The following is a 24,638-nucleotide window of genomic DNA, read 5'->3' as shown; positions in this document are numbered from 1 at the left end:
AACGATTTTTGATTTCAGATGAAAGAAATCTAAAATCTTCAATCTCTTAATTTTTTTCATCTTCAGGAAGAACCACTTTATTAAGTTCAGCTTCTTTCTGAGCTCTTTTCTGTGCTGCTTTTCCTTTTCCAATAGGCAATCCTGCGGTAACATATAAAGATCTGTTATATTGATTATTTGGACCGTCTCCTTTCATTACTGTAACAAGTCCGTAGTAATATTGAACTGTAATATTTAAACCGTTCCCAACATTCATGTGATAGCCGGCGCCAAAGGCAAGTCCGGCATCTATAACATGAATTTGGTCTCTGATGTTTTTCTTATAAACCACGTCGTCTTTGTTGATTTCGTTTTTGAACTCATCAAAGGCTTTGGCCAATAAACCAAATTGTGGCCCTGTTTTAAGATAGATATTATTTTTGAACTGGTATTTAATTAATATCGGAACGTTAAAATAACGAATTTCACGATTGACATGTCCGCCGGCAAAAGTATTGTCCAGATTTTCATCATTCAATGAATACACTGGAATGTCTTTTGCACCCATTGGCGATTTTACAATTACTCCCGTATTGATCATCCAAGCAGGATTTTTTCTCGATCTGAGATCAAAATAAAAACCAAGATTAAAACCTGGATTTAAGGCAGAAGATCCCATATTTGAAATGGTAGAAAAATTAGCGCCACCTTCCAGACCAAATTCTAAAAATTCCGAATTGAGTTTGTCTCCAAATATCAAGGAAATCAAAACTTGCGACTGCGCCGTAGTAATGCTAAAAAATGTGATAAGGATTAGAAAACCTTTTTTCATACAATTCATGAATTTAAAGTCCAAAACGGTACTGAAGACTGCCCAGAACTTGTGTACGAGAGCCTAAGAAACCGCATTCTGCACGAAACATAACATGCTTGCTGAATTGATATTGAGACCCGATAATAAAGTTCCACATATCTTTAGGTCTTTTTTGAAGTGAATATTGAACAGATGAGTCTGAGGCTGTGCTCAATGCGCCGTCCAGAGTTGCCAGGAATGTTCCAGCTCTTTCTAAAGCTCTGTCGGCAGTATTATGTTTGGCAATATTAACGGGATTTTTTTGTTCAGCAGGAGTTAAACCATCCCACCAATTATCTACTTTTGTTTGATTTTCAGATACTTTTTGAAGCCCGTTGTCCACTTTAGCCTGAGCACTGCTTAGATCAATAAAATCTGATAAAGGCAAGTCTCCATTAGTATCTCCAGAAATATGAACTCTGAAACCTCCAACCCAAATCGCTATATTTGTGTCTGGTTTATTGAATTTAAATGTTTTTCCTAATCTTGGGCCAAAAACATAAGAAAAAGCGGGTTTATCTAGCGAACTAATATCAGTCCAAGCCATATTCATATCCAGAGCCAGCCAGCCACCGCCAATACCAATTGTTGGTGTCATACCAATACCAAAAGTGGTAGCATCAAAATTTGCTTTGGTGCTGAAATTTGCAATTTCAGACCAATTATTATCTGCGTCCGGAACCCAAATGCCAGCATTAATTTTAGTTGCCGTTTTGGCCTTTCCGAAAATTCCATAAATATTTAAAAAAGGAAGCAGCCATATATCTGGTCTTATAGTAAGTGCCCCAGCTTCAACGGTTGATTTATCAAATCGTACAATTTCATCTAAGTTATATTGAGGGCCATGATTAAACCCAATATTTAAATCATTAATGACAATTTCAGATTCCTGCCAGAAATAATTCACAGAAACTCCGGCAGAATAAGGAAGTTTGTAGCCTTTTTGAGCTACTTTTTCTCCCCAAATAGGAAGAGCATAAGGATATTTTTCTGTTTTAAGACTGTCTTTTAACGGTTGATTTTTTTCTCCTACAATTTTATCGGTATAAACCTGTCCGAAAATTTGCATGCTGAAAAATAATAAAGAGGCTGATATTAGTGTATTACATTTCATTGATTAGAATATTTAAAATTAATTAATTAAACTGCGAAAAATAAATGGTACTAATTGTGTAAAGAAATCTTTGTTATTTTTTTGGCTTATAGAAAATGATTTTTTAGGATTTAAAATTAGGGAACTTAAAGAATTGTTAAAATTATTGTTAAAGTTAACGAAATTTTCTTACCTCGCACAATTTTTTTAGATAAAATAAAAAACTAATGAAATAATTTTCAGACCATTACTGAAGAGATTATTTTTAATTTTGACATTAATATTTAATTGGAAAATTGTATTTTTACACCTGTGAAATGGATAACAATCATATTGTCGATTTACCTGATGGCATTATCTAATATGCCATGTGCAGATATGGAAGTAAACAGTGCTATGCATAAAACAGCTCAGTTTGCGTCAGAAGACAATCATTCGCATGATAAAACAAATGATTTATGTTCTCCATTTTGTGCCTGCAATTGTTGTGGCGCGCAAGTTTTAAGTTACCATTCTGCTGTAATTTTCGAATTTCCTAAAGTATACAATCAAATTTCAATAGCTTTACCAAGCTACAATTCTGTTTTTACTTCTAATTTCTACGGAAGTATTTGGCAACCCCCTCAGATAGCATAATGATTATGCCTGTCCGATAAAAATCGGAAACGGGCGAGAGAGTTGTGGACTTTCCACACATTTACAGACAATTTAATTGTCTAATTTCTCACGTCATTATATATTCAAATGTTAGATAAAATCATTCAGTTTAGTATACGAAACAAATTCGTTATACTATTATTTACCCTTGTGCTAATTGCTTGGGGAAGCTATTCGCTTAAAAAATTACCGCTCGATGCCCTGCCAGATGTAACCAACAATCAGGTTCAGATTATTACCACTGCACCAACATTAGCAAGTCAGGAAGTCGAACAATTAATAACTTATCCTTTAGAAAGAGCTGTAAAAACAGTTCCAAAAGTAATAGAACTCCGCAGTATTTCACGTTTCGGATTATCGGTTGTAACCGTTGTTTTTGAAGACGATGTAGACATTTACTGGGCTCGTGAACAGATATTTCAACGCTTAAAACAAGCCGAAGAAAATATTCCTGATTATGTAAATTCTCCCGAATTGGCGCCAATTTCTACAGGTTTAGGAGAAATTTACCAATATGACGTGTATGCCAAAAAAGGCTACGAAAACAAATACAGCGCAATTGAACTAAGAACTATTCAGGATTGGATTATTATTCCGCAATTGCAGGGAATTAAAGGTGTCGCCGAAGTAAGTTCTTGGGGAGGAAAACTCAAACAGTTCGAAATTGCTGTAAACCCAAATATGCTCAATAGTTTGGGCGTTACGATTACCGAAATTTTTGATGCGTTAGAAAAAAACAATCAAAATACTGGGGGAGCTTACATTGAAAAAGATCAATACACTTATTTTATTCGTGGTGTCGGAATGGCAAAAGGCATTAAAGATCTTGAAAATGTAGTGGTAAAAAACCGAAATGGTTCACCCGTTTTGGTTCGAAATGTAGCACAGGTTCGTGAGGGAATTGCATTGCGTTACGGAGCATCAACCAAAGACGGAAAAGGAGAAATTGTTTCTGGTTTGGTCTTGATGTTAAAGGGAGAAAACTCCAGTGCAGTGGTTAATCGTGTGCACGAAAAAATGGCTCAGATTAACAAAAGCCTTCCAGAAGGAGTTGTTGCAGAAGCTTTTATTGACAGAGGAAAACTCGTTGATAATTCCATTAAAACGATTACAAAGAATTTATTAGAAGGAGCTTTAATCGTGATTTTTGTTCTGATTTTATTCTTAGGAAACCTCCGTGCAGGACTGATTGTAGCTTCAGTAATTCCGCTGGCAATGCTATTTGCTGTTATTTTAATGAATGCTTTTGGCGTAAGCGGAAACTTAATGAGTCTCGGTGCCATAGATTTCGGAATCATAGTCGATGGAGCCGTGATTATTGTGGAAGCTACGATGCATCATTTGCAGAAATTCAAAAATAAAAAAGAATTGACGCAGGAAGAAATGGACGCTGAGGTTTACAATTCAGCTTCAAAAATTAGAAATAGCGCCGCTTTTGGTGAAATTATCATCTTAATAGTTTATCTGCCGATTCTAGCTTTAATTGGAACCGAAGGAAAAATGTTCAAACCAATGGCTATGACAGTTGGTTTTGCCATTATTGGAGCATTTATTCTTTCACTGACTTATATCCCAATGATGAGCGCTTTGTTTCTTTCGAAAAAAACAGAGCACAAGGAGAACTTCAGCGATCGCATGATTGCATGGTTAGAAAGCCGTTATACGCCATTATTGAAAAAAGCTTTAGAGTTTAAAAAAGTGGTGCTTTCTGTTGCGGTTGGATTATTTGCTTTTGCTTTTATCGTTTTCCAAAATATGGGAGGAGAATTTATTCCGACAATCGAAGAAGGCGATTTGGCTATCAATGCCACAATCATGACGGGAAGTTCGCTAACGCAGATGGTTGAAACTACTACGAAGTACGAACAGATTCTGAAAGCTAAATTCCCAGAAATCAAAACCATTGTAACCAAAATAGGAAGCGGTGAAATTCCAACCGATCCAATGCCAATTGAAAGTGGTGATTTGATTATTGTTTTAAAAGACAAAAAAGAATGGAGAGGCAAATATCGTAATTGGGAAGAATTGGCTAATGCCATGAAAGAAGAAATGGAAATTATTCCAGGAGCCAATATCGAAATCTCTCAGCCAATTCAGATGCGTTTTAACGAATTAATGACGGGAAGCCGATCTGATATTGCCATCAAGATTTTTGGCGATGATTTGGAGATTCTTGACGCTAAAGCAACAGAATTGATTTCGAAAATAAAAGGAATTGAAGGAATCGGAGATTTAAAAGCTGATAAAGTCACAGGATTGCCTCAGATTACTATCAAATACGATTACGATAAAATTGCCCTTTACGGACTGAACATTTCTGATATCAACCAAATTATCCGTTCGTCTTTTGCAGGAGAAGTAGCTGGAAAGATTTATGATGAAAGCAAAAGATTTGATGTTGTAGTTAGAATGGACGAAAACAATCGAGGAGATATCACAGATGTAAGCAATTTGTTTATTCCGCTTCCAAATGGCCAGCAAGTGCCTTTGTCTCAGGTTGCTTCTGTTGAATACGAACAAGGTCCTGTACAGGTCATCCGCGAAGACGGAAAACGAAGAATCACCGTTGGATTAAACGTTCGCGGAAGAGATATTAAAAGCGTTGTCGAAGAAATTCAGGCAAAACTCGATAAAAGTTTCAAACTTCCTGCAGGTTATTATGTGACTTACGGCGGACAATTTGAAAATCTGATTGAAGCAACCAAAAGACTTTCTGTAGCATTGCCAATTGCTTTAGGACTGATTTTGGTCTTGCTGTATTTTACTTTTAAAAGCGCCAAACAAGCGTTGCTGATTTTTAGTGCGATTCCGTTATCGGCTATTGGAGGTGTTTTTGCGCTTTCGCTGAGAGGAATGCCGTTTAGTATTTCTGCCGGAATTGGTTTTATTGCTTTATTTGGAATTGCGGTCCTCAACGGAATTGTTCTGATTTCATATTTTAATCAATTAAAAACAGAAGGAATTACAGATCCGTTTCAGAGAATCCTGATCGGAACCAAAACACGTCTGCGTCCCGTTTTAATGACCGCAGCGGTGGCTTCTTTAGGATTTCTTCCAATGGCATTATCTACAAGTGGAGGAGCAGAAGTACAAAAGCCTCTAGCAACGGTAGTAATCGGCGGATTAATCTCGGCGACTCTATTGACCTTAATCGTTCTTCCGATTTTGTATTTATTGTTGGAGAGATTTAACCGCAGAGATAATTAGTAAATGAGAAAATTTGATAATTAGATTATTAGATAATTTACTGCTGAATGTAAAAAAGATTTTTCACGCAGATTCTGCAGATTGAAGCAGATTTAATTTTGATTTTAATTAATAATCTGCGTTTATCAGCTTAAATCTGTTTAAAATCTGCGTGAAACAAAAATTATAAAAATGAAAAATTTAATTAATAAAGTACAGAAAAAGTTTTACTCCCGATGGATATCGGGATTGCGGTTAATTGCGTTTCTATTGGCAGGAACAGCAACATTTGCACAGCAAACGATAAGTCTGGAAAAAGCCATAGAACTTGCCAAATCAAACAACATCGACTTAAAAATTGCCGATAAAGAAATCGAAAAACAAACCGTTCTCAAAAAAGCAGCTTTTCAGCCAGATCCGCTTCAAGTGCAGTATCAGGGCGGTCAATTTAATAGTGCCGATTTTGACCATAATGTTTCCGTGCAGCAGTTTTTTCCGTTAGGAAATATTACAAAAGCCAACCGACAATTGCAGGAAGAATTGGCTAAACTCGCCGAAAAACGAAAAGCTTTGTCTTCTTATGAAATTGAAAAAGCGGTTACATTGGCGTATTATCAATATTTGTACGGCGTTTCAATTCAAAAACTCAATTCAGAATTGAATGATATTTATACGAAATTCCTAAAAAATGCCGAACTGCGTTTTAAAACAGGAGAAAGCGGAAATATAGAAGTAATTAGCGCGAAAGCCAAAGTAAAAGAAATTGAAACGCAGAAAGCGCAGTTAGAATACGATTTGGCTATTTATCAGAAACAATTACAGTTTTTCATTCAGACAGATGAAAATATTGTTCCTGATTCAAATACCGCTTTGCAATATACTTTTATGGAAAATCAGGAAAATACAAAAGCAGAAGCTCTAATGACCGATTTTTATCAGCAGCAGATTTCAGTTTATCAAAAAGAAGCGGGAACATTTAAGGCACTGCGAACACCAAAAGTCGGTTTGGGATATTTTGCACAAACTATTAACACAGAATCGCTGTTTCAGGGTTTTACAGCAGGATTGCAGATTCCGTTATTTGGAGGCGTTAATACTACTAAAGCAAAAGCGGCTGAAATTAGTGTTTCGCAGTCTCAACTGGCTTTAGATAGAAACAAAATGATGCTGAATCTGCAACGAGAAGAATTACAGAATAACTTTCAAAAGCAGCAGAAAAACTTAGCCTATTTTCAAAATGAAGGTTTGCATTATGCCGATCAGATTATCGAAACAGCTCAGAAAAGCTACGCTAACGGCGATATGAGTTATTGGTCGTACATCAGCTTTCTAAATCAAGCAATCGATATTAAGAAACAATTTGCGGAGGCAACGCACAGCTACAATCAAAGTGCCATCGAACTTCAATTTCCAACCATCAAAAACAATTAAAAATGAAAAATATAGATAATAGTTTAACCGCAAAGAGCGCTAAGGTTTCGCAAAGAGCGCAAAGTTTAATTTCCTTGCGTTTTGTCTTTGCGCTCTTTGCGGTTACCTTAACAAGTTGTAACGAAAAGAAAGCCGAAGAACCACAGGAGGAAGAAAAATCAACTACAGAAGTAGCTTTAACCTTTTCTCAAGCTAAAACAGTTGGAATTGAGACAGGATTTGTAGAAGATCGAAACCTAAATAAAGTTATTAAAGCAAATGGTTACACGACAGTTCCTCCACAAAATTCGGCTGAAGTTTCGACTTTAATTGGCGGAACGGTTAAGGATATTTTTGTTTTGGAAGGAACGTATGTAAACAAAGGCAAAGTTTTGGCAACAATTCAAAATCTGGAAGTTATTGGAATGCAGGAAGATTATCAGTCGGCTGTAGCCAATGTGGAATATCTGCAGTTAGAATATAATCGTCAGAAAACTTTGAGCGACGAAAATGTCAATCCGAGAAAGACTTTTCAAGAAGTGAAAGCTAAACTAGCAGCTGAAAGAGCTCGTGCACAAGCGGCAAAGAATAAGCTGGATGCATTGCATGTCAATACAAAAGGAACTGCTTCAGTTGTGCCAATTGTTTCTCCTATAAATGGTTATGTTGGAAAAATTAATATTGCTAAAGGTGCTTTTGCGAACACAGGAGTTTCACTATTTGAAGTCGTTGACAACAGTCAAATGCATTTGGATTTGAATGTTTATGAGAAAGATTTAGGTTCTATTTCAATTGGTCAGGTGATTGATTTTGTCTTAACAAATCAGTCCAATAAATCTATTAAAGGAAAGATTTTCGGAATCAATAAATCTTTTTCTAACGAAAGTAAAACCGTTGCCGTTCACGCTAAAATTGATCCCGCTGACGCTAAAGGTCTGATTCCGGGAATGTATGTTTCGGCAAATATCAATATTGTTAATGCGACTGTTCCAGCGCTTCCGAAAGATGCTGTTGTCAAAAATGCAGATAAATATTTTGTTTTTGTTCAAGAAGATGAAAAAGCCGAAGAAAAACACGATCATAAAGAAGGTGAAAAAGAAGAAGTACACGAGCAAGAAGTGCATTTTAAAGCGATAGAAGTAATTCCGGGAACAACTGATTTAGGTTTTACCGAAGTGAAGTTTGTAAATGATATTTCTGCAAATGCTAAAATCGTGACAAAAGGTGCATTTTATCTGCTTTCAGCAATGAAAGGCGGAGGAGAGCATACACACTAGCTATTTTTGCCACGAAGACGCTAAGTTTTTTATATAGAGAATAAACGAACTATTTGTCATTTCGACGAAGGAGAAATCTCCACAAGTAGCTCCGTTCCTAAAATCCAATCTTTGTGGAGTTTCTCGCGGAGATTTCTCCTTCGTAGAAATGACAAAAAATGAGAAAAAAAACTTTGTGCCTTAGTGCCTTTGTGGCAATAAACTTTCCCACAAAATGCTTAAATTTAGAACATTATTTAAACAGAGTTTCAGAACAGCAAAAACATGAAACCAGAAACATGAAACTGAAAAAATGATACATCAAGATAAAGAAATAAAAACTGCAAAAAATAAAGCCAAACCTTCCTGCTGTTGTTCACATGACGAACCCGTACATTCTGATAATGACGGACACGACCACGGAGGACATGACCATGAACACAATGCAAGCGGTAATCTATTTAAATTGTTTCTGCCGTCCATTATATCCTTTATTTTACTGATTATCGGAATTGGTTTTGATAATTATTTTCCGCAAGATTGGTTTACAGGATATGTTAGAATTGTTTGGTATGCAATTGCGTATCTCCCAGTCGGACTTCCGGTTTTGAGAGAAGCATACGAAAGTATTGTAAAAGGAGATGTTTTCTCTGAGTTTTTCCTTATGTGCATTGCCACAATTGGAGCTTTTGCCATTGGTGAATACCCAGAAGGTGTTGCCGTTATGCTGTTTTATACTATTGGTGAAACCTTTCAGGGAATGGCGGTTAGTAGGGCAAAATCGAGTATTAAAAGCCTATTGGATCAACGTCCCGATGAGGTTCATGTTTTAGAAAACAATGTCGCAGTAAAAGTCAAAGCCAAAGACGTTCAGATTGGAGCTATTATTCAGCTTAAAGCGGGAGAAAAATTAGGATTGGATGGCGAATTATTATCTGATTCTGCTTCTTTTAATACAGCTGCTTTAACGGGAGAAAGCAAACCTGATACCAAGAAGAAAGGTGAAACTGTTTTGGCAGGAATGATAAACGGCAATACAATCGCCGAAGTAAAAGTAACAACAGCTTACAGCGACAGTAAATTGTCTAAAATTTTGGAATTGGTACAAAATGCCACAACCAAAAAAGCGCCAGCGGAATTGTTTATCAGAAAGTTTGCTAAAATTTATACGCCAATTGTAGTGTTTTTGGCAATTGGAATTTGTTTGATTCCGATTCTTTTTGTTGAGAATTATGTTTTTACAGACTGGCTTTATAGATCGTTGGTTTTTCTTGTGATTTCTTGTCCGTGCGCTTTGGTTATTAGTATTCCGCTTGGATATTTTGGCGGAATTGGCGCTGCGAGCAGAAACGGAATCTTGTTTAAAGGAAGTAATTTCCTTGACAGTATTTCGACGATTAAGAATGTCGTGGTAGACAAAACAGGAACTATGACCGAAGGTGTTTTTAAAGTTCAAGAAGTAATTATAAAACCCGAATTTGATAAAGATGAAATATTAAAACTGGTAAATGTTTTAGAAAATAAAAGTTCGCATCCTGTGGCAACAGCAATCCACAATCATGTTGGACCAATTGATTCTTCAGTAGAATTAAAAGATATTGAAGAAATTTCAGGCCACGGATTAAAAGCTTTTCACAACGGAAAAGAATTGCATGTAGGTAACTTTAAATTGTTGGATAAATATTTGATTTCGTATGATATTGATCCGTCCTCAATTGTTTATACTACAATTGCCATTGCTTTTGATAGAAAATTTGCAGGCTATTTGACTATTGCAGATGAAATTAAAGCAGATGCAAAAGAAACCGTTTCTAAACTAAAATCTTTAGGCATAAAATTGACCATGTTAAGCGGAGACAAAACCAATGTGGTTCAGTTTGTTGCCGATAAATTGGGAATCACAAAAGCTTTTGGAGATTTGCTTCCAGAAGATAAAGTCAATAAAGTCAATGAAATTAAAGCTAAAAACGAAACGATTGCTTTTGTAGGCGATGGAGTAAACGATGCGCCTGTAATTGCCTTAAGTACGGTTGGAATTGCGATGGGCGGTTTAGGAAGCGATGTTGCAATAGAAACTGCCGATGTGGTTATTCAAGATGATAAACCTAGCAAAATTGCAATGGCAATTAACATTGGTAAACAAACCAAAAAAATTGTCTGGCAAAACATCACTTTAGCATTTGTAGTAAAAGCTTTTGTGCTGATTCTAGGCGCTGGAGGATTGGCAACAATGTGGGAAGCTGTTTTTGCAGATGTTGGTGTGGCGTTGTTGGCGATTTTGAATGCGGTAAGAATTCAGAAGATGAGGTTTTAGGTGTATGAAATTCTGTCTTATTTCGATATATTTTTAATTTTATTGAGACATCTAAACGTTTTCAAACAAGTAAATTTGTGAAATTTTAATAAATAAAAAATGCAAATTTATTTTATAAAAAGTGGATTTAACTCATATGGAGGTACTTTTAATGAGCCTTTTAGATATTTAGGAAATATAATTTCAGATAGATTTCGAACAGAAGGAGTAGAATTTCCTTTTAAAGAGATTGAAATTATATTAGCTCTTTTTTCAAATAAACCAAAAGGAAAAGATAAAGAAATTTATAATGATTGGTTTAATAAATTACCAAGATTTTATAGAGGTAAAAATATACTTAGTGTAACTTTACCAGTATTTGCAAATGAAAAAAGTTTAGAAGATATTTTTCAATTAATTTATCGTGGTTTTGAATTAATTTTTGCCAAGAAAAAGAAGGATGATCTTTATGATATTGAAAAGGTAAAACAAGTATTATCTCTTTTAGAAATAGAATTACAAAATACTGACTTAAGAAAATTAAATGAAGAATACGAATCACTTTTATATCAAGAAGCATTAACCAGAAGAACTGAAGATAGAAAAGAAAGAGAAAATAGAAGTGTCGAAAATAAAAAAGCCATTCGCGATTTACGATTTTACTATCATTTCGAAAATATTGGTTATCGTTATTTTGATCCTTATGATAGTGAAATTTGTGATAAAATTTTAAATAAACTTCGCGATAGAAAGTTTAAACTTCCAGATTATACTCATTTATATATTCAAGTTTCTGATTCTTTTGAAAATTCGCTGTACAATACTGTAAGAAATGAAAACTGTTATGTTTGCGGAATTGCTGTTTTAAAAGATTACAAAGATTATCAAAAGAAAAAAGAAGAAGAAAAGAAAAGAATAGAATAGTTTTTGATTTAATTAAAGATGGTTTGAACGACATTGCAAAAATTGATAAGTTGGATTTGCAAACTTTAAGTGAGGTTTTAAGGGAAGTTGAAAGTGAAATATAGATAAAAAAAGCTCTTTTCATAAACGAGAAGAATTTTAATTATTGATGATATATTAAGTAGAATTTTAGGGTATTTAAAAATATAAATCAATTTTAATTCCATTGTTTTCTAATCGAACTTCGGTTTTGTTTTTTTCAGAAGGAGTTTGCGTCGGATACCAATTTCGATTCGGTTTTACCATAATCAATAAACCTTCATCGTCGCCAATGGCAGCAAAAGCTTCGCTGTTTGTGTTTTTAGAAAAGAAATTTAAACCGTGTTTTGCTATTAATTGATTGCCTAATTCCAACGGATTTTCATTTACAATTCCGATTTCACTAATATTTAAAATAGATTTAGAATTGAATGCTTCTGTTTGCGAATTATTGAGATCGTGTCTGGCGATAAATTCTAATAAATTTCCGTTTGTATCATAAAAATAAACAGCTTGGGCACTCCAATTTTCAAAATTGGTAATAACATTTTGATCTTCGATAAGAATAAAATCTACTTTGTTTTTACACCATTTAATTGCTTCGTCTAGTTTATTTTCTGGAATATTAAAAGCAAAATGATAAATAGATTTGAAACTCGAATTTTCAACGAATTTTAAAACGGAATTTCCTGCTTGTATACTAACTGAATTTTCGTCTTTTTCTATAATTGAAAGTTCTAAAACATCTTGATAAAAAGCAGTTATTTTTAGAATATTGTTGGTCTCGATTTGAATGTGTTCTAACTTCATGATATGTTTTATAGAAAGAATATTTCTTTTTGTTTTAAACAAATTTAAAAAATGAAGTCTTTTTTCGGAAGGATATAGCATTCTAAGCTTCAATAAAAGTATAGTAAAAAAGTATTGAAGAGTTGTTTTATAATAAAAAAAGCCCTTTACAAAACGAAAAGGACTTTTGAAATCTGCAAAATACTTGGGGCAAAATACAAATCATTTGTTTTCTTGCGGTTTGTGTTGATGTCCTTTTTTTCTGATTTCAATTAATTCAGGATTATATTTAAAACGATAATTAAGAAGCTCTTTTGTAGACATTGTTTTAATTTCTTCTTTTCCTAATTGTAAAAAAAGTTTATCTCTTAAAGTTTGAATTTCCGTTTTTACTTTTGGATCATTATTCAAGAATAATTCCTGAAGTCTATAAGGCATTTTTACATTTAGTTTTTTTGCTAATGCTAAAACTTCATTTTCGCTCATCCAAGCATAGTAACCAACTCTTTTCCATTGATAATTGATTCTAAGTTCGGCAATTCTTGCAGCATCTGAATCTTTAAATTCAGCCATTAAAGCGACTCCAAGAGAATCAATGTATTTTTTAATTCTTTCTGGATAGAATTTGAAATTAATAACCGTTTTATCGAAAACTTCTTTAGGCATTATAATCTTAAAATTTCCATCAAGATATGTATACTTATAACTTAAAAAATCAATTTTTGTTAACGAATCGATTTTAGCCTCTCTTTTAAGTATCATCTCTTTAGTAATTTCTTGTGCAAACATCGAATTGAAAACTAAAAAAAGAATTATAATAATGTTTAATGATTTCATGAAAGCTTGTTTTAAAATTAATTACTTCGGCATTTCTGGAATTATAATTCTTCTTGTTGGTGTGCTTAAAGTTTCAAATTGCTGATTTCTTCTTTGCTTAAATCTAATTTTCTCAACATTGGATCTGATTTGATTGATGTATTATTTTATGCTTCAATAAAAGAATAATGAAATAGTATTGATTGGCTTAACTTAATACATTTATAACTTTTTACGTATGCTTTGGATTTTTTGATTAGTATAATTTTGCTGATAATAATGAACTGTTTAATAAATGAAAAAATTTGAAAAGAATTATTTGAGAGTGTTTTTAAATATAGGAAAAAAAGAATACTCAGAAGAAGAAAAGAAGAATGCGACAGAATTATTGATAAGCATTGCAAATACTTTATGCAAGGATTCAAAATTGAAGTATCATATTTCAGGTTCTGGATATGGAATTTCAAAAGGAGATGGTTTTATTGGTGAAAAAGCTTTAAAAAATAAAATAGATAAAAAAGGATATAAAAATCTCTTTGGCTTTATAGTTCATTCAAGTGACCACAGATATAAATCAGGTTTTTCTATCTTCTCGAATGAAAATGTTGTAAATAGAATGGATATGTATTTTAGCTGGCCTTATGAAGAATCTAAAAGTCTAGAAAGAGCCATTGAAATTATTATACTGATTTCTAAATATTTAAAAATTGATTATGCATATGGATATTCAGATGATAAAACTTTATTTGAAAATGGAGAAGGAAGAATTAAAAGTTATATTTTCTCAAGTGTTTTAAAAGTTCCAGAACAAGAAAGAATATGGGAAGATAAGCTTTTGCAAATACCAAAAGGAACAATTAAAAAGCTATATCCTATAAATGTTTTTAATAAAAAACAAATTGAAGGATTATATAATATTAATCCTGAAAAGAAAATGGAATTATCTGATGAAAATCAAATTTGGATTTTTACTCCTACAATTTTAAATAATGAAAATGCTAAGGTTAAAATGAAAGTAATTGATTAGATTTAAGATTAAAAAGCCCTTTTCAAAACGAAAAGGACTTTTGAGATCTGCAAAATACAAATCAGTTTTAACTAAATTACTTCGGCATTTCTGGAATTATAATTCTTCTTGTTGGTGTGCTTAAAGTTTCAATAAATGCTAACAAATCACTGATTTCTTCTTTGCCTAAATCTAATTTTCTCAACATTGGATCTGATTTTGGAATTAAAGAATCTCTCGCCGTTCCTAGATATTTTTTTTGAACAGGAGACGGATTTCCTAAATTGTATAATTCGACAACATCCAATAAACTCGGAAAGTGTCCGTGGTGCATCCAAGGTTTTGTGTTTACAACTTCACGAAGCGTAGGCGTTCTGAATTTTCCAATATCTTTTACATCTTTAGTTACATTATAACGTCCGAAATCTTCATTTTTTGTTCCGAATAAAGTCTGTCCGTCGTTATGAAACTGATTGTCGCTAAAATAAGGCGTATTATGGCAATTAATGCATTGTGCTTTTGTTCTAAACAAATGCATTCCTTTTACCTGCTGATCTGTGTAAACATCTGATTTTCCGCTTACAAACTGATCAAATTTACTTTTCGGGCTATTGATAGATCTTTCGAAAGTCGCAATCGCGTATTGAATTCTTTGTAAAGTCACCTTTTTGTCTCCGTAAGCAGCTGCAAATAAAGAGTTATAACCTTTTACTTTAGCAATTTTATCAACGGCAATCGTTAGTTTTTCATTCATTTCCAACGGATCTGCAACAGGAAATTGCGCCTGATCTTCTAAACTTGAAGCACGTCCGTCCCAGAATAGAGAAGTGGCATACGCCGAATTTAAAATCGTCATCGAATTACGTTTTCCTGTTTGGCGATCGTGGCCAAAAGAACGCGTTAGATTGTCTGTCCAGCCCAGTTCTGGATTATGGCAAGAAGCACATGCTATTTGTCCGCTTCGGGATAATCTCGGGTCAAAAAACAAAATTTTTCCCAAATTTTCTTTTTCCTTAGAATACGGATTATAAGCAGGATAAGGGACGGCTGGCAAAACGCCAATATCCTGAAATTTGGATTTATCAATGCTTTCGTGTAATTCTGCAGCAGGCCATTTTGATGAATCTCCGCTAGAATATAGTTTTCGTAATTCCTGAATATCAATGTAATCAGGATTTTCCACGCTTTTGTAAGCCGTTAAGCATAGCAGGAATAGGAGAGGGAAGATTAGCTTTTTCAATTTTAATTTTGTTTCAAGTTTCAAGTTTTCAGTCTCAGTCTCAGTCTCAGTCTCAGGTTGTCTTAACTTCCGAAAACTTTGACAAAGTTCACTATGTAAAATATTTACAATTCATAACTCACAATTCATAACTCATAATTATAAAGTAACTTCTTTCGGGCACGGTATACTCAAAGCCGCTGGTTTTGGATACGTTCTATTATTGTAAATTCTGTATTGTGTTGACACTGTTCCTCCGAAGAGTTTGTCATTGGTCAATTTTAATTCAAATGAAATTTCATATAAACCGTTATTGATCTCTTTATAAGTTCCTTCACCAGAAATAGCAATTATATGGGTATTTGTTGCACTCGATCCGATTGTAATGTCTTGTGGAATTACTAAAACAGTTCCTTCGGTTTTGCTGTTTCCGTTTGCAGGGAAAAACTCCAAAGCCGAAGTGATATTAAATCCAGGAGAAATGGCAGCAGAGTTACTTTCGTTAGAAAACCATCTTTTTAAACCAAAAGAATTGACCGTATTGGTTCCGCTCGCAACGTTAAACCCGATTTTGAAAGCATCGTGATAGACTTCATCATTAGGATTTGTTGTTCCTTTGTCGCTGTATAAGATTGCATTTGGATCATCTTTTGTAACTACAACCGGAAAAGTCAGAGCGTTGAAAGTTTGCCAACTACAAGTGGTCCCGTTGCTAAACCAATGTTCTCCATAAGTCAAATAAAACGCATTTGTAGGATCGGTAAATTTTGATGCTGGATTTGCCTGAATATCTCTTAGAGATTTTATTGGTTTTACAATTGTTAGGTTGGTGTTTCCTGTAGCAGTGTAATTAGGAATATTTATTAAAGTAATTTTTGATTCGTAACGGGCATCATCATTTTGCAGATCTTCTAAAAGAGTTAAATGATATGTTACAGAACTTCTGTTATCGCCAAAATCATCGTGCGTTAAAGAATATTCAAAACCGTTTTGAAATTTGAAAAAATTAGCATTTTTAATTTCTTCAGGGAAAAAGCCATTTGGAAAATTCACTATAAAATCGACTGTTTCGCCCACTTCACCTTTGACATTATATTGCGTTACAGGAAAAGTGTAGTTAGTTGCAATTGTTCCCAAATCAATTTTGAAAGTATTGTTTGGATATGCTGTGTTTAAATTTCCGATATGAATATCAGGATTAGAAACCGTTTCGAGTTTTAGATTGATGCTTTGGTTTGCAGCCCATCTTTTATCAAAAGAAACATAAATGGTATCTGTTAATTTACTGCCTTCAAATACTAATTGATTTACTGGATTTACAGTAAAACTTTCGTTGTCTCCAGTTGAAGAAACCGCACTGAAATTTGTGGTTACCGCACTTTTTAAGGCACGAGTAGTTAAAGCAACCGGAACTTTTAGGGTTTTTACAGAACTATTTGTATATGTGGACTGAGGTACTAAAACAGAATTTACCGTAGGATATTCTAACGGAATATTATTGCTGTTTACCAAGAAGTTAAATCTTAAGTACGGGTCAATCTCAGAGCCTAGTTTGTAATCATCTTTTGAGCAGGAAGCCAAAAGTAATGCTGCTGATAATATGCTAAATATCTTAATAGGATTCATTTTGCTGTAAGTTTTCATTAAGATTAATATTGGATTGTGGGATTGGAAGCACAAATTTTAGAGATGGATATTTCATACTGCAGTTTGTAGAAATACACCCGTCATTTCTTGAAATATCTTTGTGATTACGCATTAGATCAAAAAACAAATGTCCTTCAAAGCAAAGTTCTTTTCTTCTTTCTAAAAGTATTTCTTCTTTTAGGTTTGAAGTGTTTGTAAGTAAAGTGGCATTAGCACGCGCACGAATTGTATTGATGTCTTGCATTGCAATTGCATACTGGTTGTTTTCTAGCGCTGCTTCGGCACGAATTAAATACATCTCGCTAAGTCTAAAGGCTACATAACCAGCATTATCTTGAAATTTCCTTGTAAAATTGTATGGGCGAGGAGTTAACAGCCCATTTACTAAAGTTTGAAGATTAACCGTTAGAAATAATTGCTTTCTGATGTCATTATTCTCATAAAGGTTTACAAGATCATTTGAAGCAACATACTTTGCATATGTATTTGAATTGTAGCCAAAATAACTAGCCATTGAAGAGGTTGCTGCGTTTTCGGCATCTTTTGGAATTGAAAACTCTAGTAAAGCCTCGGAAACAGGAAGATCTGGTTGCGCCCATTGTGCAATATAATTTTCAGAACTCATTAATTGGAATCCCGAACTTGTAATTACATCATTTGCTGTTTCATAGGCATTTGTCCAGTCTCTTTTGTACAAATAAATTCTAGCTAATAGTGCTTTTGTGTTGTTCCTGTTAAAATAAGAATAGGTCGGTCCAGCCATTGAAGGATTGTCGGTATAATTTTTTATAGCCAATTTAAGATCTTCAATAATAAGTGAATAAGTAACCGCAAGCGTTTCCCTCTTTGGATATTTAAGTCCCTCTTTTATGGATTCTTTATTGTACACAATACCCAAATGTGAAGCATTTGAAGTATAAGAATAGTTTTGGCAATAAACTTGCGATAACAAAAAGTGGGCATACGCTCTTATGGTTAAAGCTTCGGCTATTATCTGTTTTTTTTCGGAATCAGTTGCATCAGTTAATTTAGGCGTATATTCTAAAAGTAAATTAGCCTGATTAATGATACTGTAATTGCCACTGTAAAAACTAACAAAATTACTTGTCTCTGCAGTATCTTCAAAAGAGTACACTTCTCTAATGTTTACTCCTGAGGTAATCTGCCCAGCACTATTTCCAGATGAGGTAGGTGTAAATTTTATATTCCCGCCTTGTAAATCAGAATAAACAGCAAAACGTTCACCTCTCACATTAGCTTCTACATCGCGGTAAAGTCCTTTTAGAGCGATTAAAACCCCTTCTTTATTTTGTAAAAGTTCATCTATGGATGTTTGGGTTCCAGGCTCTTGTTCCAGAAAATCACTACAGCTTTGTAATGAAAAAATCAGAATTATTATTGTTATGTATTTTAAATATTTCATCGTTTTAAAATTTTGCATTTACACCAAGCGAAATTGTTCTTGCCTGTGGATAGATAAAACTAAATTCTCGAATTCCATTCATTCCTTTTGGACTTTTTTCCTTGTACCAGTACAATACATTTGTAGCATCAGCAAAAACGGCAAGTGAGTCTAGAAATATATTTTTGATTGGCACATTATAACTCAAGTTAATATTGCTTAGTCTTACATAAGTAGCATCGTAAACATATTTACTCAAATTTGCAGTGACTGGTACAATTGTTACAGCAGCATAAGGCACAACATCTCCTGGATTTCTCCAGTGATTATAGGCATTTATAGAAAGATTTCTGTTTGAAGTATTCGAATATTTATCAATTACAGCATCCGAAGCAAAGAAATCACCCCCTAATTGAAAATCTCCTCTAAAAGTTAATGCAAGATTTTTGTAAAATGTAAAGCTATTGTAGAATCCGCCATAAGCTTTTGCTTGAGTATCTCCAATTGGTTCCCAATCAGCAATAGTAAATAAAGATTTGTAAGTTGCAAGATCATAAACTTGTCCATTTTTTGTAACTAAATCTCTTCCTGTTGCTGGATCAACGCCTACCCAGTTTATTCCCCAAACTGTAGTTGAACTGTAACCAATTTTTTGGGCTAAAGCTAGTTCGGCTGTAGAAAAATCGCTTCCTAAACCTTTTAAGTCAGTCACTTTACTGTCGACAGTAGAAATATTAAAAGCGGTAGTCCATTTGAAATTATTATTTTTTATCCATTTAATTCGAGTTTGAAATTCTAATCCTTGATTATACATGCTTGCAGCATTTAATTGCATAGAATTGTAACCAGTTTCAGTAGGAATATCTCTTGTAGTAATCATATCGCTTTTGTTGTCACGATAGTATTCAAGTGTAAATTCAATTCTGTTAAAGATATTGAAGTCAATTCCAGCATTGAATTTTGTGTTCTTTTCCCAGCCTAAATTTCCGTTTGGTGCGTAACCTGGAGTTGCGCCTGTACCGCCATTATAGTTGTTTTGAACGTAATTATATAATCCTTTTGAACGATATGAACCAATTCTAGAGTTTCCTGTTGTACCGTAGCTTGTTTTTAATTTTAAGAAATTCACCCAAGAATTATTGTTAAAAAAGCTTTCATTACTTATAATCCAGCTTGCTCCAGCGCCTCCATTATTGGCTACATCATTATCATCTCCAAAAACAGAACTTTGGTCACGGCGGAAATTAGCTAACAAGTAGTAACGTTTTTTATAATTATAATTGACTTGTGAAAACAAAGAAACTCTTGAATTATAGCTAATTTCATTTCCATAAGTCTGGTTGCTTGTAGATTCATCCACATTAGGAGTTAACGGATTATCATCTCGCATTGCATTAGAGACAGGATTTATAACATTTGGATTTACGAAACCTATCCCAGATTGATAATGAAAATCAGTTTTATCTTCAGAAAGTTCAAAACCTACAACACCGTCAATGGTGTGATTTTCATTAAGTTGTTTATCGAATAAGGCTTGGCCCTGCCAGTTCCATTTCGTTGCATTTCTTTGGTTCAAAAGACGTCGTCCCCATCTTGGATAAGTAATATTATCTAAGACAAAAGTTCCTGTAAATTGACCGCTTTCGTTCTCAGCAGAAAAATAACGATCCTGGTCTTTATCAACATAATCCATTCCGAAAAGAGTAGTGAATTTCAAGAAATTATTCAGCTTATACGAAATACCAAGACTTCCTAAAATACCATAGGTATTGGCTTCATTTTTATTCTGCTCGATTGCCGCTAAAGGATTTCCTCTCGTCATACCGCTGACTCCTAGATAAGAATAAGAACTATCAGCGTTGTATGGAGACAGAGTAGGGAGGTAAGCAAAAGAATAAAAAATATTAGGAGCATCTTTCTGGATATAACTAGGGTTCAGCATTAAACTAATATCTAATTTTCCAGAGCTATATCCAAGATTAATTCCCGCATTCAATTGTTTGGTGCTGTTGCCCATTTGCGGTTCGTCAATTTTGGTATAGCTGATATTGGTTCGGTATGAAATTTTTGATGTAGAACCAGAAACATTAAAATTGTATTTATTAAAAATCCCTGACTTGTTCAAAAGTCCAAACCAATCTGTACTTACACCATTGTAAGTAAGCGGCGCAGTTCCTGGAGAAGTATTTTTCAAAAATTCATTTCGTAGCTCTGTGTACTGCTCGCCATTAAGATATTTAATCTGATTAATGGCAGATGAAATACCCAGCTGATTAGAGAAACCAAACTGAGTTTTTCCTTTTTTTCCTTTTTTAGTGGTAATTAAAATTACTCCATTTGCTCCGTCAGCACCATAAATTCCAACTGCAGCGGCATCTTTAAGAACCGATATTGTTTCAATAATTTCTGGCGCAATTTTCATTAAAGGATTTCCGAAATTTTCAGTAAAATCTCCATTTCCGCTAAAATAAGCACTGTCAATACCATATTCTTCACCCATAATCACTCCATCAATAATGATAAGGGGCTGGCTGGATGTACCAATACGTGCTCCAGATAAAGAAGGTAAAGTTCCTTGTCCGCGGATGTTAATTTTAACTGGTCCACCAACGCCAGAAGTATTCTCAACCATTACACCCGCAATTTGCCCAGTAATCATTTTGTCAAAACTTTCAGAAGCTTGTTGTACCGGAATATCTTTTGAGGTCAAAGTCGAAATACTTCCGACAATTTCTTCTTTTAATTTTGTAGTTCCATAAGAAGAAGTAATGATAACAGGGTTCAATTCATCTGTAACTTCTTGAAGATAAAAAACAAATTCTTTTTTGTAACCCGCTGTTTGCGATTGTGGTTCCATTCCTAAATAAGCAACTTCAAGAATCTGATCCTTAATGTTTTCACCTTTTAGTTCATAAGCAAATTTTCCATTTGAATCGGTTATGGCACCCATTCCAGTTCCATTTATGCGAATAGTGGCACCAGGAAGAGGCTGTTTGTCTTTTGCGCTGTAAACTGTTCCTTTAATCATCCGTTCAGTTTCCTGGTTACCAGAATTAGATTTATCAACTCGAGTCGCATCTGTCAATAAAACTTGTTTTTTCTGAATGTAGTAGGAGATATTCGTGCCTTTCAGCAACTTCTTTAAAGCCGTTTCTAAAGTCACATTATTAACATCTAAATCAGCTAATTGATCGGTATCTATTTTTTTAGCATTATAAATGATTCTAAAATCACTTTGCTCTTCAATAGATTTGATTATTAAGCTTATAGGCTTGTTTTTTACATGTACTGTTATGAGTTTATTCTGAGAAAATCCTTTAAATCCAGATATGAGAATGGCTAAGAAAAACAGAATTTTTCTTAAAGCGGGCTGTATCGTAAATGTCATGGTTATTTATTTATCGCGGATTGGTAATTGTAATGGTTTTTTGTTTAATAGAATAATTAAAAGGCGTGTCACGTTTTAGAAGATCTAAAATGTTTTCGACACTAGATTCGCTAATTTTAATTGTACCCGTAAAATTCTGTTTGGCCAAATCAGAATTTTCGTTGATGATTTCAACATCATAAGTACGCTGGATAATTTTAGCAATTGTAGAAAATGGAGTGTCTTTAAAAGCGAGTTCACCTTTTGTCCAGGCAGTATAAAAGGCGGGATCAACTTCTTTTAAGACAATTTTTTTTGAATTATTCTGCCATGTTGCCATTTGATTTGGCTCCAGCAAAATAGCGTTTGAAGGATTAGCAGCTTCAGACATTCGTACACTTCCTTCAATCAATGTACTATTAATTGTAGGGTTTTCGGGGTACGCGCTCACATTAAAAGTAGTCCCGAGAACTTCAATATCTGCCTGATTTGCATGAACAATAAACGGATGCATTTTATCTTTGGCTACTTCAAAAAATGCTTCACCGGTTAAGTAAACATTTCTGTTTCCGTTTAAGCCAAACTGCTCCGGATAGCGCAAAGTTGTTCCAGAATTTAAACTCACAACAGTGCCATCTGAGAGTCTAAGTTTGAAACATTTTCCGTATGGAACAGAAAGTGTATTATAAATCACTTTATGATCCTGAACTTTGCCAAAGTAAACAATTTCGGTCGGAAATTTTTTGGCAACCAACACACCTTTTTCATTTAACAATGCACTCTGAGTTTTTCCTGAAAAATATTCCAGACGGCCGTCGCCCAATTCCAGAACAATTTCTTTTGGAGTTTCAGTTGTTTTGTTCAATAAGAAAATAGTGGTTCCTAAACCCAAAAACACTAAAAATACCGCAGCATATTGTAAATACTGTTTAGTCCTATTTTTTGGTTTTATCTGGAGTATTGGTGCAGCATCAAAATACAAATCTGAAGAAAGAGTGGTCAATGCCCAAATCTTCTTAGCCTTTATAAATTGGTTTCTGTTTTCTTCCGATGCTTCAATCCAGTCAAAAAGTGCCTGAACTTCTTGTTCTGAAGCTTCGTTAGAAAGGTATTTGCTTATTATTTCCGATGTCATATCTGCTTTTTAAAACTTCTCTTCATTATAAGTACACCTCAGAATTAAAATACCCTATCTTTTTATTCTTAATTATTATAAATAAGTACAAAAATTAAGAACAAATAATCAGATAATCTGGATTTTAAAAGTTTCAAAGCCTTTGTCATGTGGGCTTCGACAGCTTTTAATGAAACTCCTAATTCTTCGGCGATTTCTGCATTTTTTTTATTCTCAAAGCGTTTTTTAATAAAAACTTCTCTAGTTTTTGGAGGCAGATCACTGATAGATTCCTGAATAATTCGTTCTAGTTCAGTTAATTCTAAAGGATCGAACTGAATTGAGTTTAGAACTTCAATGTTCAGTTCTCTTTCTTTATGGTTTAAGAGGTCGTTTTTGAATTTGTCCTTCACTTTGTTATGGCGGATTAAATTCAAGCATTTTGATTTGGCATAAGTAAATAAGAAAGCTTGAATTCCGTTAATGGATTCTACATTTTCTCTATTTTGCCATAAGTGTAGTAAGGCTTCCTGAGCCAGGTTTTCAGCTTCGTCCTGATCATAGATAAACTGAACGCTGAAAGATTGGATTCTTCTAAAATATTTATCGTAAAAAAAATTGAATGCAGTTTCGTCACCTTCCTTAAAGGAATGGAAAAGATCTAATTCGAAACGGACATTCTTATTCATTAAACGATATTTACATTCAAAAAAGCAATATTAATTAAATTTTAGAAACAACTCAATTTTGCTCAGAAAGCGGCAAATATAAAAGTTTATTTATATTAATTCTAAATAAAATAAAATTATTACTCGTTTCTCAAAAAATTATTCAGAATAGGTTTAGAAAGGGATTCTCTTTGATGAAAACTTTCACAAAAAAACTCCCAATTATAATGATTGGGAGTTCTTAGTTTAATTTAGAATTACACATACTCTTTGTGATAAATGCCTTGCTAGTTCAGGGACATTATTGTCTGAGACAATGTACGGAATGAGTTTTCTCTTCTCGATGATTTTCTCTTTTGAATAAATGAGATTAAAATATTCTTTCGGTTCATTAATGTTTTCTTCTGTTTTAGGAATCTCCTCGTAGTAGTAAAGTGATTTTTTTAACGAAGGATATTTTTTTAAAAGATAATCGTTTACAGTATGTCCTCCTTCTTTATTTAAATCTTCACGCAGAATACCTGTTACTATAACTTTTTTGATATTACGTTTAAAACTTCTATAAGTTTCTCTTGGCATTGAAAAATCAGAAGATTTGATAGTTCCTTTTTCAGATAATTTACGAACTATCGAAAAACGTACATAATCGCCATTTATTTCGGTGACTTTAAAAACAAAATATTTTTTTGCTGTTCCACTATTTCCATTTTCATCTCTTTGTTTACTGAAAACAAAACTTCCTAGTTTTAGTTTATGCTCTGGAGTTTCCATAGCTTCTTTCCATAGATAAGGTTTATAGACTGTTTCTCTGAATACATAAATTGCAAGGACTAATAAAATGCTTATAAAAAGTAGTTTTTTCATTAATTTTAATTTGTACAAGTATTGTTTTATTGAGATTTTTCTAAAAATTTGGCCAAAAATAGTAAAATGACAGTTTA

18 protein-coding genes are annotated in these 24,638 nt (G+C 33.7%); 7 read left to right on the top strand and 11 right to left on the bottom strand.

The window, feature by feature from the left end:
- Positions 1-46: 46 nt before the first annotated feature.
- Both NU08_RS09275 and NU08_RS09270 read right to left on the bottom strand, forming a co-directional pair.
- Positions 47-811, bottom strand: coding sequence for a porin family protein (locus NU08_RS09275; protein ID WP_129746856.1), 765 nt, complete (start codon positions 809-811; stop codon positions 47-49).
- Between the two features lie 13 nt (positions 812-824).
- Positions 825-1,946, bottom strand: a complete 1,122-nt coding sequence (locus NU08_RS09270) for a hypothetical protein (RefSeq protein WP_129746855.1) — start codon at positions 1,944-1,946, stop codon at positions 825-827.
- Positions 1,947-2,237: 291 nt separating this feature from the next.
- On the opposite strand from NU08_RS09270, the gene NU08_RS09265 reads away from it, so the two are divergent.
- The 6 genes from NU08_RS09265 (at position 2,238) to NU08_RS09240 (ending at position 11,651) form a co-directional block, all read left to right on the top strand.
- The gene (locus NU08_RS09265; protein WP_317126351.1) at positions 2,238-2,561 is read left to right on the top strand and encodes a DUF6660 family protein; all 324 of its coding nucleotides are present in this window, start codon (positions 2,238-2,240) and stop codon (positions 2,559-2,561) included.
- Between the two features lie 108 nt (positions 2,562-2,669).
- Positions 2,670-5,789: an efflux RND transporter permease subunit gene (locus tag NU08_RS09260; protein WP_129746854.1), complete on the top strand. Its 3,120-nt coding sequence runs from the start codon at positions 2,670-2,672 to the stop codon at positions 5,787-5,789.
- A 171-nt stretch (positions 5,790-5,960) separates the two neighbouring features.
- The gene (locus NU08_RS09255; protein ID WP_129746853.1) at positions 5,961-7,199 is read left to right on the top strand and encodes a TolC family protein; all 1,239 of its coding nucleotides are present in this window, start codon (positions 5,961-5,963) and stop codon (positions 7,197-7,199) included.
- Between the two features lie 2 nt (positions 7,200-7,201).
- Positions 7,202-8,455 (top strand): efflux RND transporter periplasmic adaptor subunit, encoded by a 1,254-nt coding sequence (locus tag NU08_RS09250; RefSeq protein WP_129746852.1) that lies wholly within the window; start codon positions 7,202-7,204, stop codon positions 8,453-8,455.
- A 292-nt stretch (positions 8,456-8,747) separates the two neighbouring features.
- Positions 8,748-10,748, top strand: coding sequence for a heavy metal translocating P-type ATPase (locus NU08_RS09245; protein ID WP_129746851.1), 2,001 nt, complete (start codon positions 8,748-8,750; stop codon positions 10,746-10,748).
- Positions 10,749-10,847: 99 nt separating this feature from the next.
- Positions 10,848-11,651, top strand: a complete 804-nt coding sequence (locus NU08_RS09240; RefSeq protein ID WP_129746850.1) for a hypothetical protein — start codon at positions 10,848-10,850, stop codon at positions 11,649-11,651.
- Positions 11,652-11,828: 177 nt separating this feature from the next.
- On the opposite strand, the gene NU08_RS09235 is transcribed toward NU08_RS09240, so the two are convergent.
- Entirely contained in the window at positions 11,829-12,479 is a 651-nt protein-coding gene (locus NU08_RS09235) for a VOC family protein (protein ID WP_129746849.1), read from the bottom strand.
- 201 nt (positions 12,480-12,680) lie between these two features.
- Positions 12,681-13,295 carry a hypothetical protein gene (locus NU08_RS09230; RefSeq protein WP_129746848.1) on the bottom strand — a complete coding sequence of 205 codons (615 nt, stop codon included), beginning with the start codon at positions 13,293-13,295 and terminating at the stop codon, positions 12,681-12,683.
- A gap of 274 nt (positions 13,296-13,569) precedes the next feature.
- Here NU08_RS09230 and NU08_RS09225 point away from each other — a divergent pair, with 274 nt between their 5' ends.
- Complete coding sequence (locus NU08_RS09225) at positions 13,570-14,301, top strand: hypothetical protein (protein WP_129746847.1); 732 nt, start codon at positions 13,570-13,572, stop codon at positions 14,299-14,301.
- Between the two features lie 76 nt (positions 14,302-14,377).
- Here the strand turns inward: NU08_RS09225 and NU08_RS09220 are convergent, their stop codons facing one another.
- The 7 genes from NU08_RS09220 to NU08_RS09190 all read right to left on the bottom strand — a co-directional run bounded on the left by NU08_RS09220 (position 14,378) and on the right by NU08_RS09190 (position 24,561).
- Positions 14,378-15,520: a cytochrome-c peroxidase gene (locus NU08_RS09220; RefSeq protein WP_165352440.1), complete on the bottom strand. Its 1,143-nt coding sequence runs from the start codon at positions 15,518-15,520 to the stop codon at positions 14,378-14,380.
- A 138-nt stretch (positions 15,521-15,658) separates the two neighbouring features.
- Positions 15,659-17,143, bottom strand: a complete 1,485-nt coding sequence (locus NU08_RS09215) for a hypothetical protein (protein WP_129746846.1) — start codon at positions 17,141-17,143, stop codon at positions 15,659-15,661.
- Positions 17,112-18,569: a RagB/SusD family nutrient uptake outer membrane protein gene (locus NU08_RS09210; protein WP_242502519.1), complete on the bottom strand. Its 1,458-nt coding sequence runs from the start codon at positions 18,567-18,569 to the stop codon at positions 17,112-17,114. The genes NU08_RS09215 and NU08_RS09210 overlap by 32 nt, the downstream gene beginning before the upstream one ends.
- A 4-nt stretch (positions 18,570-18,573) precedes the next feature.
- The gene (locus tag NU08_RS09205; protein WP_129746844.1) at positions 18,574-21,936 is read right to left on the bottom strand and encodes a SusC/RagA family TonB-linked outer membrane protein; all 3,363 of its coding nucleotides are present in this window, start codon (positions 21,934-21,936) and stop codon (positions 18,574-18,576) included.
- Between the two features lie 10 nt (positions 21,937-21,946).
- Positions 21,947-23,050 carry a FecR family protein gene (locus tag NU08_RS09200; protein ID WP_129746843.1) on the bottom strand — a complete coding sequence of 368 codons (1,104 nt, stop codon included), beginning with the start codon at positions 23,048-23,050 and terminating at the stop codon, positions 21,947-21,949.
- Positions 23,051-23,118: 68 nt separating this feature from the next.
- Entirely contained in the window at positions 23,119-23,718 is a 600-nt protein-coding gene (locus NU08_RS09195) for an RNA polymerase sigma-70 factor (RefSeq protein WP_129746842.1), read from the bottom strand.
- Between the two features lie 225 nt (positions 23,719-23,943).
- Complete coding sequence (locus NU08_RS09190; protein ID WP_129746841.1) at positions 23,944-24,561, bottom strand: hypothetical protein; 618 nt, start codon at positions 24,559-24,561, stop codon at positions 23,944-23,946.
- Positions 24,562-24,638: the final 77 nt, after the last annotated feature.

Source organism: Flavobacterium anhuiense, assembly GCF_004151235.1.
Lineage (GTDB): Bacteria > Bacteroidota > Bacteroidia > Flavobacteriales > Flavobacteriaceae > Flavobacterium > Flavobacterium anhuiense_A.
The sequence above is the reverse complement of the archived record's forward strand: the minus strand, read 5'-3'. Positions and strand labels throughout refer to the sequence as shown.

Bases quoted from the DNA above. Each gene is read 5' to 3' on its own strand.
- NU08_RS09275 (WP_129746856.1), bottom strand. From the start codon at position 811: ATGAAAAAAGGTTTTCTAATCCTTATCACATTTTTTAGCATTACTACG.
- NU08_RS09270 (WP_129746855.1), bottom strand. From the start codon at position 1,946: ATGAAATGTAATACACTAATATCAGCCTCTTTATTATTTTTCAGCATG.
- NU08_RS09260 (WP_129746854.1), top strand. From the start codon at position 2,670: ATGTTAGATAAAATCATTCAGTTTAGTATACGAAACAAATTCGTTATA.
- NU08_RS09255 (WP_129746853.1), top strand. From the start codon at position 5,961: ATGAAAAATTTAATTAATAAAGTACAGAAAAAGTTTTACTCCCGATGG.
- NU08_RS09250 (WP_129746852.1), top strand. From the start codon at position 7,202: ATGAAAAATATAGATAATAGTTTAACCGCAAAGAGCGCTAAGGTTTCG.
- NU08_RS09245 (WP_129746851.1), top strand. From the start codon at position 8,748: ATGATACATCAAGATAAAGAAATAAAAACTGCAAAAAATAAAGCCAAA.
- NU08_RS09240 (WP_129746850.1), top strand. From the start codon at position 10,848: ATGCAAATTTATTTTATAAAAAGTGGATTTAACTCATATGGAGGTACT.
- NU08_RS09235 (WP_129746849.1), bottom strand. From the start codon at position 12,479: ATGAAGTTAGAACACATTCAAATCGAGACCAACAATATTCTAAAAATA.
- NU08_RS09230 (WP_129746848.1), bottom strand. From the start codon at position 13,295: ATGAAATCATTAAACATTATTATAATTCTTTTTTTAGTTTTCAATTCG.
- NU08_RS09225 (WP_129746847.1), top strand. From the start codon at position 13,570: ATGAAAAAATTTGAAAAGAATTATTTGAGAGTGTTTTTAAATATAGGA.
- NU08_RS09215 (WP_129746846.1), bottom strand. From the start codon at position 17,143: ATGAAAACTTACAGCAAAATGAATCCTATTAAGATATTTAGCATATTA.
- NU08_RS09210 (WP_242502519.1), bottom strand. From the start codon at position 18,569: ATGAAATATTTAAAATACATAACAATAATAATTCTGATTTTTTCATTA.
- NU08_RS09205 (WP_129746844.1), bottom strand. From the start codon at position 21,936: ATGACATTTACGATACAGCCCGCTTTAAGAAAAATTCTGTTTTTCTTA.
- NU08_RS09200 (WP_129746843.1), bottom strand. From the start codon at position 23,050: ATGACATCGGAAATAATAAGCAAATACCTTTCTAACGAAGCTTCAGAA.
- NU08_RS09195 (WP_129746842.1), bottom strand. From the start codon at position 23,718: ATGAATAAGAATGTCCGTTTCGAATTAGATCTTTTCCATTCCTTTAAG.
- NU08_RS09190 (WP_129746841.1), bottom strand. From the start codon at position 24,561: ATGAAAAAACTACTTTTTATAAGCATTTTATTAGTCCTTGCAATTTAT.